This window comes from Nonomuraea sp. NPDC005730 (assembly GCF_040630865.1).
In the GTDB taxonomy this organism is placed as follows: domain Bacteria; phylum Actinomycetota; class Actinomycetes; order Streptosporangiales; family Streptosporangiaceae; genus Nonomuraea.
In genome coordinates this window covers 21,964-38,316 of sequence record NZ_JBEXYK010000015.1, presented here as the reverse complement: position 1 = coordinate 38,316, position 16,353 = coordinate 21,964, and the positions used below count along the sequence as shown (strand labels likewise).

At 72.6% G+C, this 16,353-nt stretch carries 14 protein-coding genes; 4 read left to right on the top strand and 10 right to left on the bottom strand.

Annotation, left to right across the window (positions count from 1 at the left end; translation table 11 throughout):
- Positions 1–23: 23 nt before the first annotated feature.
- Both ABZ444_RS19835 and ABZ444_RS19830 read right to left on the bottom strand, forming a co-directional pair.
- Complete coding sequence (locus ABZ444_RS19835; RefSeq protein ID WP_357998652.1) at positions 24–1,154, bottom strand: efflux RND transporter periplasmic adaptor subunit; 1,131 nt, start codon at positions 1,152–1,154, stop codon at positions 24–26.
- Positions 1,154–1,669: a hypothetical protein gene (locus ABZ444_RS19830; protein WP_357998649.1), complete on the bottom strand. Its 516-nt coding sequence runs from the start codon at positions 1,667–1,669 to the stop codon at positions 1,154–1,156. Before ABZ444_RS19830 ends, ABZ444_RS19835 begins: the two co-directional genes overlap by 1 nt.
- Positions 1,670–1,804: 135 nt before the next feature.
- On the opposite strand from ABZ444_RS19830, the gene ABZ444_RS19825 reads away from it, so the two are divergent.
- Both ABZ444_RS19825 and ABZ444_RS19820 read left to right on the top strand, forming a co-directional pair.
- Positions 1,805–2,461: a response regulator transcription factor gene (locus tag ABZ444_RS19825; protein ID WP_357998647.1), complete on the top strand. Its 657-nt coding sequence runs from the start codon at positions 1,805–1,807 to the stop codon at positions 2,459–2,461.
- A complete protein-coding gene (locus ABZ444_RS19820; protein ID WP_357998644.1) occupies positions 2,458–3,648 on the top strand; it encodes a HAMP domain-containing sensor histidine kinase in 1,191 nt (396 codons plus the stop codon). Before ABZ444_RS19825 ends, ABZ444_RS19820 begins: the two co-directional genes overlap by 4 nt.
- 5 nt (positions 3,649–3,653) lie before the next feature.
- Here the strand turns inward: ABZ444_RS19820 and ABZ444_RS19815 are convergent, their stop codons facing one another.
- The 5 genes from ABZ444_RS19815 to ABZ444_RS19795 form a co-directional block, all read right to left on the bottom strand.
- The gene (locus ABZ444_RS19815; RefSeq protein WP_357998641.1) at positions 3,654–4,610 is read right to left on the bottom strand and encodes a hypothetical protein; all 957 of its coding nucleotides are present in this window, start codon (positions 4,608–4,610) and stop codon (positions 3,654–3,656) included.
- Positions 4,607–7,027, bottom strand: coding sequence for an SMC family ATPase (locus ABZ444_RS19810; protein ID WP_357998638.1), 2,421 nt, complete (start codon positions 7,025–7,027; stop codon positions 4,607–4,609). The genes ABZ444_RS19815 and ABZ444_RS19810 overlap by 4 nt, the downstream gene beginning before the upstream one ends.
- Positions 7,027–8,166 (bottom strand): exonuclease SbcCD subunit D, encoded by a 1,140-nt coding sequence (locus tag ABZ444_RS19805; protein ID WP_357998635.1) that lies wholly within the window; start codon positions 8,164–8,166, stop codon positions 7,027–7,029. The genes ABZ444_RS19810 and ABZ444_RS19805 overlap by 1 nt, the downstream gene beginning before the upstream one ends.
- Before the next feature lie 10 nt (positions 8,167–8,176).
- A complete protein-coding gene (locus ABZ444_RS19800) occupies positions 8,177–9,886 on the bottom strand; it encodes an ATP-binding protein (RefSeq protein WP_357998632.1) in 1,710 nt (569 codons plus the stop codon).
- Between the two features lie 136 nt (positions 9,887–10,022).
- Positions 10,023–10,649 carry a hypothetical protein gene (locus ABZ444_RS19795; RefSeq protein ID WP_357998629.1) on the bottom strand — a complete coding sequence of 209 codons (627 nt, stop codon included), beginning with the start codon at positions 10,647–10,649 and terminating at the stop codon, positions 10,023–10,025.
- 225 nt (positions 10,650–10,874) lie between these two features.
- Here ABZ444_RS19795 and ABZ444_RS19790 point away from each other — a divergent pair, with 225 nt between their 5' ends.
- Entirely contained in the window at positions 10,875–11,624 is a 750-nt protein-coding gene (locus ABZ444_RS19790) for a hypothetical protein (protein WP_357998626.1), read from the top strand.
- Between the two features lie 60 nt (positions 11,625–11,684).
- The gene (locus tag ABZ444_RS19785) at positions 11,685–12,305 is read left to right on the top strand and encodes an L-threonylcarbamoyladenylate synthase (protein WP_357998623.1); all 621 of its coding nucleotides are present in this window, start codon (positions 11,685–11,687) and stop codon (positions 12,303–12,305) included.
- A 49-nt stretch (positions 12,306–12,354) separates the two neighbouring features.
- On the opposite strand, the gene ABZ444_RS19780 is transcribed toward ABZ444_RS19785, so the two are convergent.
- The 3 genes from ABZ444_RS19780 to ABZ444_RS19770 are packed head-to-tail and all read right to left on the bottom strand — an operon-like array spanning position 12,355 to position 16,352.
- Positions 12,355–13,695: a hypothetical protein gene (locus tag ABZ444_RS19780; RefSeq protein WP_357998620.1), complete on the bottom strand. Its 1,341-nt coding sequence runs from the start codon at positions 13,693–13,695 to the stop codon at positions 12,355–12,357.
- Positions 13,692–14,708 carry a LacI family DNA-binding transcriptional regulator gene (locus tag ABZ444_RS19775; RefSeq protein ID WP_357998617.1) on the bottom strand — a complete coding sequence of 339 codons (1,017 nt, stop codon included), beginning with the start codon at positions 14,706–14,708 and terminating at the stop codon, positions 13,692–13,694. The genes ABZ444_RS19780 and ABZ444_RS19775 overlap by 4 nt, the downstream gene beginning before the upstream one ends.
- Positions 14,709–16,352, bottom strand: a complete 1,644-nt coding sequence (locus ABZ444_RS19770; RefSeq protein ID WP_357998614.1) for a glycoside hydrolase family 36 protein — start codon at positions 16,350–16,352, stop codon at positions 14,709–14,711.
- Position 16,353 lies beyond the last annotated feature (1 nt).

The window sequence follows — 16,353 nt, the reverse complement described above, 5'->3', positions numbered from 1 at the left end:
TTCGGAGGGTTTTGGGGTGGGGGTCATTTCGGGATTCCCACCGTCATGCCGTCGGTGAGCCCGTCGCCGGAGATCTCGACGCGGCCACCGGCGAACAACCCGGTCTTCACGCCGACATATCGCGACCTGCCGCCTTCCACCACCTCCACACCGAACCCGCCCTCCCGCAACGCGACCAGCGCCGACACCGGCACGGTCAGCACGCCCTTCCGCCGGTCGGCGGTGAACGTCACCTCCACCGCCGCCCGGTCCAGCCCCTTGGCGGCCTTGGCGTTCCCCAGCGAGACCTGCACCTCCAGGCGGGTCTCCGGGTCGGCGTTCTGCCCGTCCCCGGGCTCGATGATCGTGGCCACCTCGGTGATCCGGCCGGTCACGTCCTTGCCGTCCGGCATCGTGACCGAGACCTTGGTGCCCTTCCTGGCCATCCGCTGGTCCTCGGCGGCCAGTTCCGCGGTGACGACCTTCTTCGTGCCCGTGTAGGTGAGGATCTTCTGGCCAGGGCCGGTGGGCTGGCCCTGCTCGGCCTCCAGGCTCTCCACCCGGACCTTGCCGGGGGCGAAGACGACCCGTCCCAGCTCCACCACGCCGGTCTCGTCGAGTCCGCGGTCCTCCTGCCACTCCCGCACCGCCTGGGCGGTGCCGTAGGTGTACTCGTCGTCCACGGTGAAGCCGTCGTAGCCGAGCTTGCGCAGGTTGCGCTCCAGGTTCTCGACGTCCTTGCCCTCGCTGCCGATCCGCAGGTCGCGGTAGGCGGGGGTGGTGCCGTACAGGAGCATGACCGGCTTGTTGTCCAGGCGGTACAGGGACCGGCCACGGGTGATCTGGTCGCCGCTGTCCGGGAGCCAGGTGATGGTGCCGGACTTCCTGGCCATGGCCGTGGTGACCGGGCCGTAGCCGAGCTCGCCGTCGGCGTCCCTGGTGTCGTTCAGCGTCTGGCGGACGACCGGGGTGGTGGCCGGGGGCAGTGCGCCGGCCGACGCGGAGGGGGCGGCGCCGCCGTCCAGCACCCCGCCGGGATTGACCGCCAGGACCGCCGCCCCCGCGACGGCGGCCACCCCGATGAGGACGAGGGCCGTCCGCCCGCCGCCGCGGCGGCGGGCGCGAGGGGAAGAGGCGTCCGGCTCGGCCTTTCCGTCGATGGTGGCCGTGCCCATCAAGAGCCCCCCTGTCCCCCGCCGATGTTCATCCGGCACTTCTCCTGCGCGGCCTTGAAGTCGGGGTCGTCGCCGACCTCGGGCGTGATGCGGACCATGCCGCCCTCGGGGTCGGGGAACGCCTCCACGCCGTTGTCCCGCATGCACTGCGCCTGCTTGCGCATGTCCTCGGCCTGCTTGGGGTCGCCGCCCTTGCCCAGGTTCATGCCCGCGGGCTGGAGCGCCTTGCAGGCGTCCATGGCCTTCTGGACCTTCTCCGGGCCGCCGGAGCTCTTGTCGAACTTCATCTGGATCCGGCCGTCCGGGCCGGGGTCGGCGATGTCCAGGCCCTGTTCGCGCAGGCAGGTGGTGTACTTCACGGCCTGCGCGTTGCGGTCGGCGGTGGCCGAGGCGCCGGCCGTCGGCTTGGCGCCGGTGCCGGACACCGACGCCACGTCCGATCCGCCTTCCTGGGCGCCGCACGCCGTCAGGAACAGCGCGGCCGCGGCCAGCGCCATGAGGGATCGTCCTCGCATGAATGTTCTCCTCCATCGAAAGCCGGTGGCCTTACGAGGGGAGATGCAATACGCGGACGTGTTTCTCCAGCGTTTCCATCACCGGCTTATCCGGATCAAATACCACCCGCGCAAGAATCGAGCCGGAGGTACGGAATGCGGGTGCTGGTGGTGGAGGACGAGCGCATGCTCGCCGGCGCGATCGCCGAATGGCTGCGCGACGAGACCCATGCGGTCGACCTCGCGCACGACGGTGCGGCGGCGCTGGAGCGCATCGCGGTCAACGACTACGACGTGGTCGTCCTGGACCGCGACCTGCCGCGCGTGCACGGCGACGACGTGTGCAGGGAACTGGTCGCCTCCGAGTCCGACGCGCGGGTGCTGATGCTCACGGCCGCCGCCCAGCTCGACGACCGGGTGAGCGGGCTGTCCATCGGCGCCGACGACTACCTGTCCAAGCCGTTCGCCTTCCCCGAGCTGGCCGCGCGCGTCCTGGCCCTGGGACGGCGCTCGCGGCCGGCCACTCCCCCGGTGCTGCGCCGGGCCGGGATCACGCTGGACCCGGCGCGCAGGGAGGTGTTCAGGAACGGGCGGTTCGTGCCGCTGTCGAAGAAGGAGTTCGCCGTCCTGGCCGAGCTGATGCGGGCGCAGGGCACGGTCGTCTCGGCCGAGCACCTGCTGGAGAAGGCGTGGGACGAGCACGCCGACCCGTTCACCGGCGTGGTGCGGCTGACGATACTCAAGCTGCGCCGCAAGCTGGCCGACCCGCCGGTGGTGGAGACGGTGCCGGGAGTGGGGTACCGCATCCCATGAGACTGCCGCACCCCACCCTCAGGCTGCGGCTCACCCTCGTGTACGGCGCGCTGTTCCTGGTGGCGGGGCTGGCCCTGCTGGGCGTCACGTACCTGCTGTTCAACCAGCAGCTCTCGCAGTCGTTCGAGAACCGGTTCATGACCAATGACGGCACCCGCAAGAACGTGATCTTCCTCAAGCAGGACGGCGTCGAGCTGATCGGCCCCGCCGCCGTCAAGTGGATGCGGCAGCAGGAGGAAGGGGTCCGGGAGGCCGCCGTGACCTCGCTGCTCACCCAGGGCGCGATCGCGCTCGTCGTCGTGTGCGGGACCGCCGTCGGGCTCGGCTGGGTGGTGGCCAGACGCGTGCTGGCCCCGCTGCACCTGGTGACCGAGACCGCGCGCAGGATCGCCGCCGCCCCGATGGCCGAGCGCGGCCTGCACGAGCGCATCGCGCTCGGCGGCCCCCCGGACGAGGTCAAGACGCTGGCTGACACGTTCGACACGATGGTGGAGCGGCTCGACCACTCCTTCGACGGCCAGCGCAGGTTCGTCGCGAACGCCTCCCACGAGCTGCGCACGCCCCTGACGCTCAACCGGGCGCTGGTGGAGCTGGCGATGCACCGGCGTGCCGCCTCCGACGACGTCAGGGAGCTGGGCGAGAGCCTGCTGCAGATCAACGCCCGCCACGAACGGCTCATCTCGGGGCTGCTGCTGCTGGCCCGCTCCGAGCAGGAGATCGCCGACCGTTCGCCGGTGGACCTCGCCGACGTCGTCACCCACGTGGTCGCCCAGACCGCGCGCGACGCGGAGGACGCGAAGGTCGTGGTGGAGGAGGACGCCGGGCCCGCGCCGACCGCGGGCGACGCGCTGCTGCTCGAACGATTGGTGCACAACCTGGTCGAGAACGGCATCCGGCACAACCTCGGCGACGGCACCGGCTGGGTACGGGTGTCGAGCCGGACGGTCCCCGGCGGGCTGGTCGAGGTGGAGGTGGTCAACAGCGGGCCGAACGTGCCCCCGTACGACGTGCCGCTGCTGTTCAAGCCGTTCCACCGGCACGGCGCCGAACGGGTGGTCACGGGGATGAGCGCCGGGCTCGGGCTGTCGATCGTGCGCTCGGTGGCCGTCGCGCACGGAGGCGACGTGACGGCCCGCCCGCGCGAGGGCGGCGGCCTGGTCGTCACCGCCACCCTCCCGGCCGGCTGACCCGGCTACCGGTGGGCGGCCGTGCGCAGTGAGCGGTAGAGCAGGCGGGGGTCGCCCAGGTGGTGGCGGAGCAGCTTCTCCAGGCCGCCGATCGGGACCAGGTTCTGGGGGGCGCGCGGGTCCTTGTAGTCGACGCCGGCCAGCGCCGGCAGGGCCAGCGTGACCGCGTCGGCCAGCTCGACGACCTGCGCGGGGTCGAGCTCGGCGCTGGCCTCGCAGCGGGCGATCCCCGCCCACGGCGCCGTCGACTGGACCGGCAGCCGCAGGTACCAGGCGTGCCGGCGCCAGCTCGTGCCCATGAGGAACACCGGCGTGCGCTGGCCCGGCGTGAGCGCGGCCACCACGGCCGACTGCGGCTGCGGCAGGTACGCCGCGTGGTGCGTCTTGATGTAGCCGACCGTCCGCGGCAGGTGGGTGCGCCCCCGCAGCGGGCCGTCCACCAGCAGCAGGTCGTCGCCCAGCGCCCGGTGGCGGACCGCGAGGTCCACCTCCAGCTGGGTGACCTGGCGTTGCAGGGCGAGCGACAGCTCCTCGAAGCTGGAGTCGGCGGCCTTGTTCGGCAGGTAGGAGGCGTGCGCGGTCTTGACCTCCGGCGCGTACGGCGAGGCCGAGATCAGCGACCTGTTGACCTCGATCGCGGCCAGCTCGGCCCCCTCGCGCCCGCAGCGGACGATCCCGGCGGCGTAGGAGGCGGCGATCCCGGGGACGGGCATCGGCAGGTCGGGATCGTGCACCCACACGCGGGCGTCGATCCGGCGCACCCCGTCGGCGACCAGCAGCGTCTCGGGGACGGCGGCGCCGGGGCCCGGCGTGACGGGCTTCCAGTCGGCGGCCGGCCGCTCGATGTCGAGGACCAGCTCCGCGCTGGTGGCGCCCAGCTCGGACAGGGCCTCGACGGCGATCGCGGCGGCGTAGCCCGGGTCCCAGGGGTCGACGGTGAAACCCGAGGTCCCCGGGTTCACGGCCCCACCTTGCGCACGTGCGAGCCCTTCGCGTCGCGCAGCACCTCGAAGCGCGCGGGCACCCGGTCGGCCAGCGCCGGGACGTGGGTGACGACGCCGATCATGCGTTCCTGACCGGCGGCCAGGCGTTCGAGGGTGGTGGCGACGGTGTCGAGGGTGGCCGGGTCGAGGGTGCCGAAGCCCTCGTCGAGGAAGATCGAGTCGAGCCCTCTGGCGACCGCCCCCGACAGCGCCAGGGCCAGGGACAGCGCGGCCTGGAAGGTCTCGCCGCCGGACAGCGTGCGGGCGCTGCGCCGCAGGCCCGCCTCCCCGTGGTCGATGACCTCGATGTCGCCGGTGCGTTCGCCCAGCGCCAGCTCGTACTGGCCGTCGGACAGCTCCATCAGCGTCTCGGACGCCGCGGCGACCAGCACGGCCAGGGCCTCGGCGCACAACCACCGCTCGAAGGCGTTGGCCCGCAGGCGCAGCGCCAGCTCGTGGGCGACCTTGGCCTCGTGATCCTTCTCCGCGACGGCGGTCTCCAGCTCGGCGGCGCGCCTGCGTTCCTCGCGGACCCGTTCGAGGGCGCCGTCGGCCCGCGCGACCGCTCCGGCGACGGCCGCGCCGAGCTGGTCGGGGGTGGCGTTGCGCGGGACGGTGACGCCGTGCTCGGCCAGGCGTTCGGTCAGCCGGTGGCGTTCGGCGGCGAGCCGGGCGGTGGCCTGGGCGAGCTCCTGCTCGCGCTCGGTCAGGGCGGCGCGGGCGGCCTCGGCGGCCCGGTCGCGCCAGCCGAGCAGCTCGGTCCAGGCGCGGTGGAGGTCGTCGCGGGTGAGCGGCGGCGGCGCGTCGCCGGAGGGTGCGAGCACGAGCAGCCGGTCGCGGGTGGCCGCGAGGGTCTGCCAGGCGCTCTCGGCCTGCCGTTCGACCTGTTCGGCGGCGGTACGGGCGCGTTCGAGCTTCTTGCGCGCGTTGCGCACGGCCGTACGGGCCTCGGTGGCCAGGGCCTCGGCCTTGGCGATGGCGGCCAGGCGGCCTTCGATCTCGTTGCGGTCGCCGGGGGCGGGCAGCCCGGCCAGCTCGGCGTCGAGCCTGCTCGCCTGCGTGGCCAGCATCGACGCCGACGTCTCGGCCTTGGCCAGGGCCGCCCGGCCACGGGCCGCGTGGTCGCGGGCGGCGGCCAGGGCGCGGTCGGCGGCGCCGAGATCGGCGGGCGTCTCGTGATGGGGCAGCTCGGTGAGCGGGCGCAGGCAGAGCGGGCACGGCTCGCCCACGGCCAGCCGGTGGCTCAGGCCGGCCGCGGTGTGGGCGTCGCGCAGCCGTTCGCGCTCGTGCTCGGCGTCGGTCAGCGCGCGTTCGGCGTCGGCGACCGCGGGGGTGAGGCGGTCCAGCGCCGTGGCGGCCTCGGCCGCCGCCTTCCGGGCGTCGGCGGCCTGGGCGGTGAGGCGCTCGCGGGCGTCGAGCGCGGCCAGCGCGGCCACCGGCTCGGCGCGGTCGCCGAGCGCGGCCAGCGCCTCGAACGCCTCGTGCTCGTCGGCCTCCGCGGACGCCGCCTCGGCCTCCAGCGCGGCGACCGCGTCGGCGGCCTCGCGGCGGGCCGAGGCCAGTGTCGGCACCGCGGGCGGCATGCGCAGCGCGGCCAGCGCCGACTGCCGCTCGGCCACGGACGCGCGTTCCTGCTCGGCCCGCCCGATGTCGGCCTCGCGGGAGCGCAGCAGGTCGAGGTCGGTGTCGATGGTGGCGGCCAGCCGCCGCAGCGCGGCCAGCCGGTCGGCCAGCTCCCGTTCGGCCTCGTCGGACGCGCCGGCCAGCTTGGCGAGCTGGTCGCGGGCGAAGGCAGCGGCGTTGCGCGCGGCCTCCTCGTCGCGGGCGGCCCGCTGCCTGATCAGCTCGTAGACGTCGGCGTCGAGGAGCTGCACCAGCAGGTCCTGGCGCTCGCGCGGCGCGGCGTGCAGGAACTCGGCGAACCGCCCCTGCGGCAGCACCACGCACTGCGTGAAGAACCGGTACTCCAGGCCGGTCACCCGCTGCACCTCGGGGGTGACGTTCTCGCCCTCGGCGAGCGGCTTCAGCACCATCTCGTACGCCTCGTCGAGCGGCGCCGCCGGGTCGAGCTCGTCGATCCTGGCCTCTTTGGTACGGACGGTGCCCTTGGCGTCGCGGACCAGCGAGCGCACCACGCCGTAGCGCCGCCGGTCGCTCTCGAACACCAGCGCCACCTTGCCCGAGCTCGCCGACGGCGCCAGGGCGTGGGCGATGACGTTCTCCTTGCCCCAGCGCGGGACGGTGCCGTACAGGGCGAAGCAGACGGCGTCGATGATCGTGCTCTTGCCGGCGCCGGTCGGGCCGACCAGGGCGAAGTACTCGGTGTCGGAGAAGTCGACGGTGGCCGGCTCGCGGAAACTGCCGAAGTGGTCGAGGTGCAGCAGCAGGGGACGCATCAGCCGGTCACCTCGTCGTAGAGCCGGTCGAACAGGGCGGCGACCTGGTCGTCGTGGCGGCCGGTCGCGGTCAGGTACTCGCGGAACAGCTCGCGCGGGCTGCGCGCGGCCGACCCCGCCCGGCGCACCGCGGGCACGGGGCGGAACCGCTCGTCGAGGACGACGTCGACCGAGCCGGGCAGCAGGTCGCGCACCTGGTCGGACAGGCCGACGCGGGGCTTCTCCTCCACGATCACCTTGAGCCAGTCGTCGCCCGCCTCCAGGCCCTCCAGCTGCTCCAGCGTGCCGCGCACCGTGCGCAGCCGGCGCGCCGAGGCGAACGTCAGCTCCCGCACCACCGCGGGCCGCCCCGGCGTGACCTCCACCAGCAGCGCGCCCGGCGTGTTGCCCTCCTCGCCGAAGTCGACGGCCAGCGGCGAGCCGCTGTACCAGATCGGGCACGGGCCGGGGATCTGCTGCCTGCGGTGCAGGTGGCCGAGCGCGGCGTACTGGGTGGAGACCGGGAAGGCGTTGGCCTCGAAGTAGTAGGAGAAGATCGACTGGGCCTCGCGCTCGCCGCCGCCGAACGCGCCGCCCGGCAGGGTGCCGTGCGTGGTGATCAGGTTGACGGTGTCGCTCTGGAAGCCCGCGGTCAGCGCGCCGACCAGCTCGGAGATGCGGGTGGCGTAGTCGCGGTTGTGGTCGGCGGTGGTGCCGGTGAGCACCTCCGCGGCGCGTACGACGTAGCGATGGGACAGGAACGGCAGCACGCCCAGCCGCACCGGCTCCCCCGAGCGCGCGGTGAAGGCCAGCGTGCCGCCCGCGTCGGGACGGCGGAAGACGCCCACCACGTGCATGCCGAGCTTGCCCAGCACCGGCCGGTAGACCTCGAAGAGCTGCGGATTGTCGTGGTTGCCGGCCAGCACCACCACGTCACGGCCGTCGCCGCGCAGCGCCATGAGCGCGTTGAGCACCAGCGACTGCGCCTCGGGCGTCGGCGCGGAGGTGTCGAACAGGTCGCCGGCCACCACGACCGCGTCGACGTCGTGGGCGCGGGCCGCCACGACCAGCTCGCGCAGCACGGCCCGGTGCTCGTCCATGCGGGAGCGGCCCTTGAGCACCTTGCCCACGTGCCAGTCCGCGGTGTGCAGGAATTTCACCGAGCTCCCTTCAGAACGGCGGAATGTCGTCTTCGACGCCCGGCAAGCCCTGGAACGGGTCGGCCGACGGGCTGACCCGCGAGGCCGCCTCGGACGGCCGGGTCGCCCAGGCGGGGAACGGGAAGGCGACGGCCAGCGGCACCGGGATCTCCGGCTGGGCGACGAACATGGTGCCCGGTTTGGCGATCGTGGCGCGTTCCCTGACGGCCGGGGGCAGCCAGCCGTACTCGGAGCGGGCGGCCTCGGCCGGGTCGAGGCGGCCGGCGACGCGTACGGCGCTGTTGGAGACGATGCGGCGCTCGACCTCGGAGGCGGTCTGCTGGGCGCCGATGAGGATCACGCCGAGCGACCGGCCGCGCTCGGCCACGTCGAGCAGGATCTCCTTGATCGGCGAGTCGCCCTCGCGCGGCGCGTACTTGTTGAGCTCGTCGAGCACCACGAACAGCAGCGGCTTGGCCATGCCCGAGGTCTCCTTGCGGTGGAACTCGCCGCGCAGCACGACGCCCACCACGAACCGCTGGGCGCGTTCGGGCAGGTTGTGCAGGTCGACGATGGTGACCTGGGCGTCGGACGTACGCACCGAGTGGGCCCGGAAGAACGGCAGGTCGCCGCGGACGATCGGGGACAGCGGCTTGACCGCGCTGCGCAGCCTGCGCAGGAAGGCGTTGACCGTGCCGAGCGGGGTCTGGGCGCCGGTCCACTCGATGCGGGTGGCCTCGTCCTGCAACTGGTCGGACAGCAGCTCGACCAGGTCGCCGAAGGTGCGGCAGGCGGTGCCCCTGATCATGACCGCGCCGCCGTCGCCGACCGGCTCGGCCCACGACTTCAGCCGGGCCGCCACCTGGCCCACCAGCAGGGAGTAGCCGGCGCGCTCGTCGTCGGCGTCGGCGAAGACGAACCGCAGCAGCTCCTCCTCGCACAGCTCGACCAGCGTCCAGTAGAACGAGCTGACGCCCTGGGTGCGCGCGGACACGTGCGGCACGCCGTTGGGGTCACCGGGCCGGGGCGGCGCGAACACGTGCACGCTGCCGAACGGCTGGGCGGGCAGCCCGAGCCGGGCGTAGGCGGCCCGAGCCTGGTCGTCGAGGCGCACGTTGTCGTGGTCGAGGAAGAGCAGGTCCTCGCCCTTGACGGAGAAGATCAGGGCCTTGGTGTTGGCCGACTCGGCGTCGAGCACGCCCGAGTTGAAGATCGAGTAGAGCAGGAACGTGGCGAAGGACGTCTTGGTGGCCACGCCGGAGACGCCGGAGATCGACACGTGCGCGCCGCGGGTGCCGTCGAGGAAGTCGAAGTTGACGTAGAGCGGCAGGCCGTCGCGGCCCATGCCCATGGGCACCCGGCGGTCCATCACGTCGAAGTACAGCGCCTGGTCGCGGTCACCGGCCCCGGCCAGGAAGACCCTGGCGCCCGGCAGCGGCGGCACGAACACCTCGGGCTCGACCCTGGTCACCCGCACCTCGGCCACCTCGACCACGGCGGCGGGCAGCGCGCCCTCGGCGATGAGGAACACGTCGGAGTCGTAGGCGGCGCCCTCGTGCCTGGCCTCGACCGTGGTCACCACGCCGGCGACCAGCACCGGGCCGTGGCCGGGCACGTCGCGCCTGGTCACCACGACGTCGTCGAGCTGGAGCACCTTGCCGGGCTCCAGGCCCACCCAGAACGACAGCGGCGAGGCGGCCTGGGTGCCCAGGACCCGGCCGACCGCCTCACCGGTCGCCATCGCCGCAGGAGACGCCTCGCGGCTCGCAGCCCCGTTGACCGTCACGAATCCCTCCACCACCAGACATGCCCTTCCAAAGGAGAGTAGTCGGGGGCCGGGGATGCGTCCGGCTCATTGCCGCCTTCGCCGCGCCGCGTCAGAGCGCGAAGGCCGCCTTGGTCCAGGCGAACTGGGCGTCGAGAACCTCGCCCAGCAGGCCGGCCAGCGCGGTGTCGGGCCGCTCCGCCGACTGCCTCGGCCCGATGCGGCCGCCCTCGGCGCTCCGCCCGGCCACCAGCAGCACCCGCGCGCCCTCCCGGTCGACCGCCAGGGCGGCGGCCGGCTCCCACGCGCCGTCCCGGTGCGCCGTGCTGAGCCTGCGCGGCCCCTCCCGGTGCGCCGGAGGTCTCCACGCGACCTGACCCTCCGTGGGCGCGAGGGCAGGCGCGGGGGCGACGACCACCATCGCGTCGACCCGCATCGCCGTCGCCACCCGCCGCCGGGACTCGTCGAAGGCCGTCTTGGGCGGCACGGGCTGGGCCCGCATCGAGTCGGCCATCGTGCGCAGCAACGCGGGCAGATCCAGCTCGCCCGCCGGCACGGCCAGCTCGTACTGCAGGTAGCCGACCAGCGGGAACGGCGGATCGGGGAGGGTGTTGTAGCCGAGGAACAGCCTCGGCCACCCGGCCGACTCCGAGGGGCCGGTCAGCGCGCCGTGGGCCACCCGCCCCAGCTCGCCGCACCCGTGGTGGGGCAGGCCATTGACTGACCGCAACATCGCCATGCACGAATTGTTGCAGACCGATTACCTTCAGTTGCGCGTTCTCCACGAGAGCCCGGGGCCTCCGCCGTCCAGCGTGATCATCTTGATGGGAGCCATGGATACCACCCGGGTCCGACAGAACCGGCTCCGCACAGCACGCGTTGTCCGGATGTGGACGGTCCGGTCAACCTGTCGCTTACGTCCGCCGTCCCTTCTGTGTCACATCCGTCACAGAGGGAAATCGTCGTGCGCCTGCCACTGATCCTGCCCTTGGCCGTCCTGCTGTTCGCCACGCCCGCGCCCGAGAGCGGCACGGTGGCGGCGTACACGTGCAAGACCACCGGTACGAACGAGACGCAGATCGTCAAGATGGACATCACGCTCACCGTGCCCGCCACCGCCTCCGTGGACCGGCAGATGACCATCGGCTGGCGCGGCTCGTACGTCGAGGGCGCCGAGCTCCGCGCCCCCGCCACCGGCCTGGACGGCGAGGTGAACCTCTACGCCTACGCCGCCGTCAGCGGGATCGACCGGCTGACCTCGGCGACGGGCGTCGGCAGCCCCGGCCTGATCGTCCCGGGGGCGGTCATCCCGCTCCCCCGGGACACGGTCGAGCTGCGGACCACGCCCCGGCATCCGGGAACGGGCACGGTCCGGCCCGCGTCGGTGAACTTCGGGCCGACCCCCCAGCAGCGCCTGATCGAGTGCGAGCTCCAGGACAAGGACGCACCGGCGTCGTACCCCCTCACCGTCACCGCCGCCGGCACCACCCCGAGCACTCCTGACACCTCGGACACCTCGGACACCTCGGACGCGGAAGCCACGCCCCCGGCCGAGACCTCCGAGGACACGCCCACCGCCACGCCGACGGGCGGCGCGAACACGGGGGGCGGGGGCGAGGCGGGCCCCGACGGGCGGGCGCTGGTGCTGGCCGGCTCGCTGGTCCTCGCCGCCGCCCTCACCGGCTTACGCCTGCGCCGCTCGTCCCGCCCGTAGAGGCCGTACGGGCCGGGCCACGTGTCATGCGTGGAGGTACGTGCTCCTATGATCCGATGCGTGGCCAAGTACTTCGACCTGCATCCGGATAATCCCCAGCCTCGCCTGATCGGCCAGGTGGTCGAGTCTCTGCATGCCGACGGGCTGATCGCGTACCCGACGGACTCGTGCTACGCGCTGGGGTGCCGCCTGGGCAACAAGGACGGCCTCGACCGGATCAGAGAGATCCGACACCTCGGCAGCGATCACCACTTCACCCTGGTCTGCAAGGACTTCGCGCAGTTCGGTCAGTTCGTTCATGTGAGCAACGCGGTGTTCCGGCTGGTCAAGGCGGCGACTCCGGGCGGATACACGTTCATCCTGCCCGCGACCAAGGAGGTGCCGCGGCGGTTGCTGCATCCCCGGAAGAAGACCGTCGGCGTCCGGATCCCCGATCATGTCGTCACCCAGGCGCTGCTCGCCGAGCTCGGCGAACCGCTGGTGTCGAGCACCCTGATCCTGCCCGGCGAGACCGAGCCCTCGACGCAGGGCTGGGAGATCAAGGAGAGCCTCGACCACATGGTGGACGCCGTCATCGATTCGGGGGAATGCGGCGCCACACCGACGACCGTCGTGGACCTCTCGCAGGATGAGCCCGAGATCCTCCGTCGCGGCACCGGAGACCCGTCCCTCTTCGAATAGACGGGCCACCCGGCCGGCCATCCCTTCGGGAGGCCGGCCGGGCCCACTCTCACCCTGGATGGCCGGGAGCGGTGACCAGGCTGCTCTGTCCCGGTGCGACCCGCGTGACCACGGCGGGGGCGTCCGGGAAGCGGGCCTGCCAGCGGTAGGTGGTGTCGCTGGAGGTGTTGGTGAGCGTGGTGGCGGTCCTGCCGTCGTGCCGGACGGTGATCGTGCCGTCGCCCAGGGGGATGCCCGAGACCTCGGCCCAGGCGATGTCGTCGGGCAGGTGGGACAGCGTGGTCACGGCGTTCACGTCGGGTGTGACGCCGAGCAGGCCCTCGACGACCTGGCTGACGAGAGTGAAGGACACCTCCGGATAGTCGCCGTTGAGGCCGCCCGCGACGTGCGGTTCCGCACGCCGGTCGAAGACGTGCCGCATCCACCGCCAGGCGGCCGCGTTCCTGTCGTGGCGGAAGAAGGTGTCGGGCAGGTACGTGTAGGCCTCGATGTTGCGGGGGCGCTCGGGGCCGGCGGCTTGGCCGTCGATGAAGTCGAGGTAGGCGTCGTTGCGCGGACCTGGCTCGATGAGGTCCTTGAGCGGCATGAACCAGCTGTTCTCACAGCCCCATCCGGTGACGGGGGCGCCGTCCACGGTGTAGCCGCGCACCAGGTCCGCGGGGTTCTCGCCGACGCTCCAGACCTCGTTGAAGTGTCGCCTCAGCTCAGCGGCCCGGCAGGCGAAGTCCTCGCCGTCCAGGCCGCGGGCCCGGCTCAGGGCGCTCATCGCCAGGTATGCCTGGTACCGGGAGCCGACGGAGTCCCCCGCCTCCGCCAGGTGCTCGCCGCCCAGCTCGTTGTAGCTGGCCACGCCCTGGAAGATGCCCCTTCCGGTGGCACGCGGCACGATCTCCGTCACCGCGTTGCGGTAGTAGGACCACAGCACGGGATCCTCGACGTAGGCACGGTCCCAGGTCCATCGGTAGGCGGTCCCGGCCTTCTCCACCAGCTCGTACACCGCGGGCAGCTCGCGGACGAAGGAGTCGGGGCCGCGGTAGTCGATGGACAGGTAGGAGCCGTCGAAGTTGAACGCCCACACCGGGTGGAAGCCGTGCTCGGGGGTGGCCGAGGCGGCGAAGCAGCGCAGCATGGTGAGGTTGGCCTCGGCCATGCCGAGCAGGTGGGCGCCGACGATCTGGTGGGCGAAGTCGCGGACGTAGAAGCCGCTGCGGTGTGCATAACCCGCCCAGTAGGAGGGCAGGTAGCGGCTCTGTCCCGTCCCCGCGGGCCGGTGTTCGTCGACGTCGACGGGGCCCCACGAGCCGCCCTCGTGCTGCAGGCGCAGCGCCCTCTCCCGGGCCCACTCGAACATCGCGACCAGCTCGGAGCAGGCGGAGCCGATGCGCATCATGGGCCGATGCTGGGACGGATCACCAGCTCCCCGGGCAGCAGCAGCCCCGCCTGAGGGATCGTGCCGTCCTCCACCGTCTGGATCAGACGGCCGATCAGCGCCCGCGCGATGCGCTGGAGCGGCAGCCGTACCGTGGTCAGGGCGGGATGGAGGAACGCGGTGAGGGGAAGGTCGTCGAAGGCGGCCAGAGCGAGATCGGCACCGATCTCGATGCCCTCTTCCCTGGCCGCGGCGTAGACGCCGAGCGCGAGCCAGTCACCGGTGGCCACGATGGCCGTCGGGCGGTTGCGGCCGCGCAGCAGCTCACGGGTGACCGTGACGAGCTCCGCGGGGCCGTCGCCCGGCGCGGAGAACTCCTGCCCCACCAGGCCATGCCTGCGGACGCCGGCGCGGAAGCCGTCTCTGCGGTCCTCCATCCACGGTTGCGCGCCGACGGAGGCCAGGAAGGCCACGCGCCGATGCCCCCTGGCGGCCAGCAGCCCGACCAGATCGATGACCGCCTGAACGCTGTCGACGTCCACCCACGACTGCGGCTGGTCCGGCATCGTCCTGCCGAACGCGGCGAACGGGAACCCCGCCGCGGTCAGGTGCGCGACTCTGGGGTCGTCACGCATCACGTCCGACAGCAGGAAGGCGTCCACGGTGCGTGCGGCGATCACCTCGTCCAGTGCCTGCTCCTGACTCTGGCCCGGGGACGGCCGCAGCAGCAGGATCCGGTAGCCGACCTCACCGGCCGAGGCCACCATGGCCTCCAGGAACCCGCCCATCAGCGGGTTGGGGTTGGCGGGGTCGTCCACCGGCGTCGGGTAGGCGATGATGCGCCTGGTGCCCGACTTGAGGCTGCGCGCCGACTGGTCGGGCCGGTAGCCGAGCTCCTCGATCAGCCGGGTCACCCGTTCCAGCGTCTCCGGCTTGAGCCGCTGCGGGGCATTGAGCGCGTTGGAGATCGTCTGGCGGGACACGCCTGCCGCCCGGGCGACGTCCTCGATGGTGATCCCACGGCGTGCCGCCACTCAGTCTCTCCTCACCGTCAGCAGGCCCCCCACGGGTACCTCGACCACGCTCGCGCCGGAGGTGAAGCGCAGCTCGCTCTCGCTCACGAGCCGCCCGCCGCAGTCGCGGACCTCGGCCGTCGCGACACCCCGCCCGTACAGGACGACGCGGGTGTCCGGGGCGGCGTTGGCCACGAGCAGCTCTGCGATCTCCGGCACGTCCACAGGCAGGGCAGCGTACCGGGCCACGACCTCGCTCTCTTCACTGTAGGCCCGCACCAGCGGGTATCCGTGCTCAACCCCCTGCGGTTCCAGCACGCCGAGCTGCAGCGTGGCGAGGTGGCGCCGGAAGACGCCCAGCCAGAACCGGACGGCGGCGAGCTGGTCGGGCCGCTGGGCCGCCAGGTCCACGGAGATCTGCGGCACCGAGAAGAGCACGTTGATCAGGTGTACCGCGACCTGCTCGGCGGACTCGTCCGGATGCCAGAGGATCATGTCCGAGTGCACGGCCTGAGGTCCGGCGGTCAGCCGCAGGTCGATCGTCCGCTGCCGGTTCTCCTGCGAGCTGAGCGGGCAGTCCACCGCCCTGACCATGTTCGCGTACGGCCACAGGCCCGGGCTCGTGTACGGCTGGCGGTGCTCGATCAGCACGTCCGGCTTCGCCGCCCGGAGCCTGACGTCGAGCTCGTGCAGCAGCTCCGCCACCCCTTCGTCGGTACCGAAACGGTCGACAAAGTCGATCTTCAGGCCGTCCGCGCCCCACTCCTCCACCGCTCGCGCGAGCTTGTCGACGAGGAACGCGCGCACCTCGGGGTGACGCGGGTCGAGGACGGCCGCGTCCATGTGGTCGAGGTAGCGCAGGAACTTCCCCTCGAAACGCTCGAACGCGGCGTTGTGCTTGCCCACGAACGGCAGCGCGTACCACAGCAGGTAGGCCATGCCGTCGCTCTGGACCCGCTGGATGTGCTGCCGGATGCCCGAGATGTTGGGCTCCCAGTCGCCGCAGAAGGCATACCCTCGCGACCGGTCGGCCGTCTGCCATCCGTCGTCCACGATCATCGTGGCGCAGCCCAGCTCCTTCGCCAGGCGGGCCTGGAGCTCCACCGACTCCCGCGAGACCTCCTGGTGCATGCTGTACCAGGTCGAGTACACGGGCAGCCTGGCCTGACGCGGCGTGGGCGGCAGGTCGCGGCCCTCCTGCCACCATCCGGCGACCTCGGCCAGCGCCGCGGAGAACTGCCGATCCGACAGGTCCAGGCGTATCCGCAGCCCCTCGCCCTGCACGGTGAGGACGAACTCGCCGGTCTCCTCGATCACGCCGCCGGTGAAGCTGCCGGTCACCGAGGCCAGGGCCACCGTGCACAGGTTGGCACCCGCCGTGCCGACAAGGCTGACGACGGGCGCGCCGGAGGTCAGCCCGGCCGCCGTCGGAGAGCTCCAGATCGGTGGGATCCAGCGGGTGCCCGAGCCCGGTGTCCAGAATGCCGCGGCGTTGACGCAGGGCAGTTTCCACTGCGCCGCGTTCCCTTCAGGGGCGTCGATCAGCCAGACGTCCGGCGCGACCGGGGTGACCGTGATCGCCTCCGTCCCGGCTATCGCCACCTCGACCTCGCCCGCGCGGACGACGGTCGTCTCCCCGAGGGCGTGCGGCTCCCAGATCTGCATG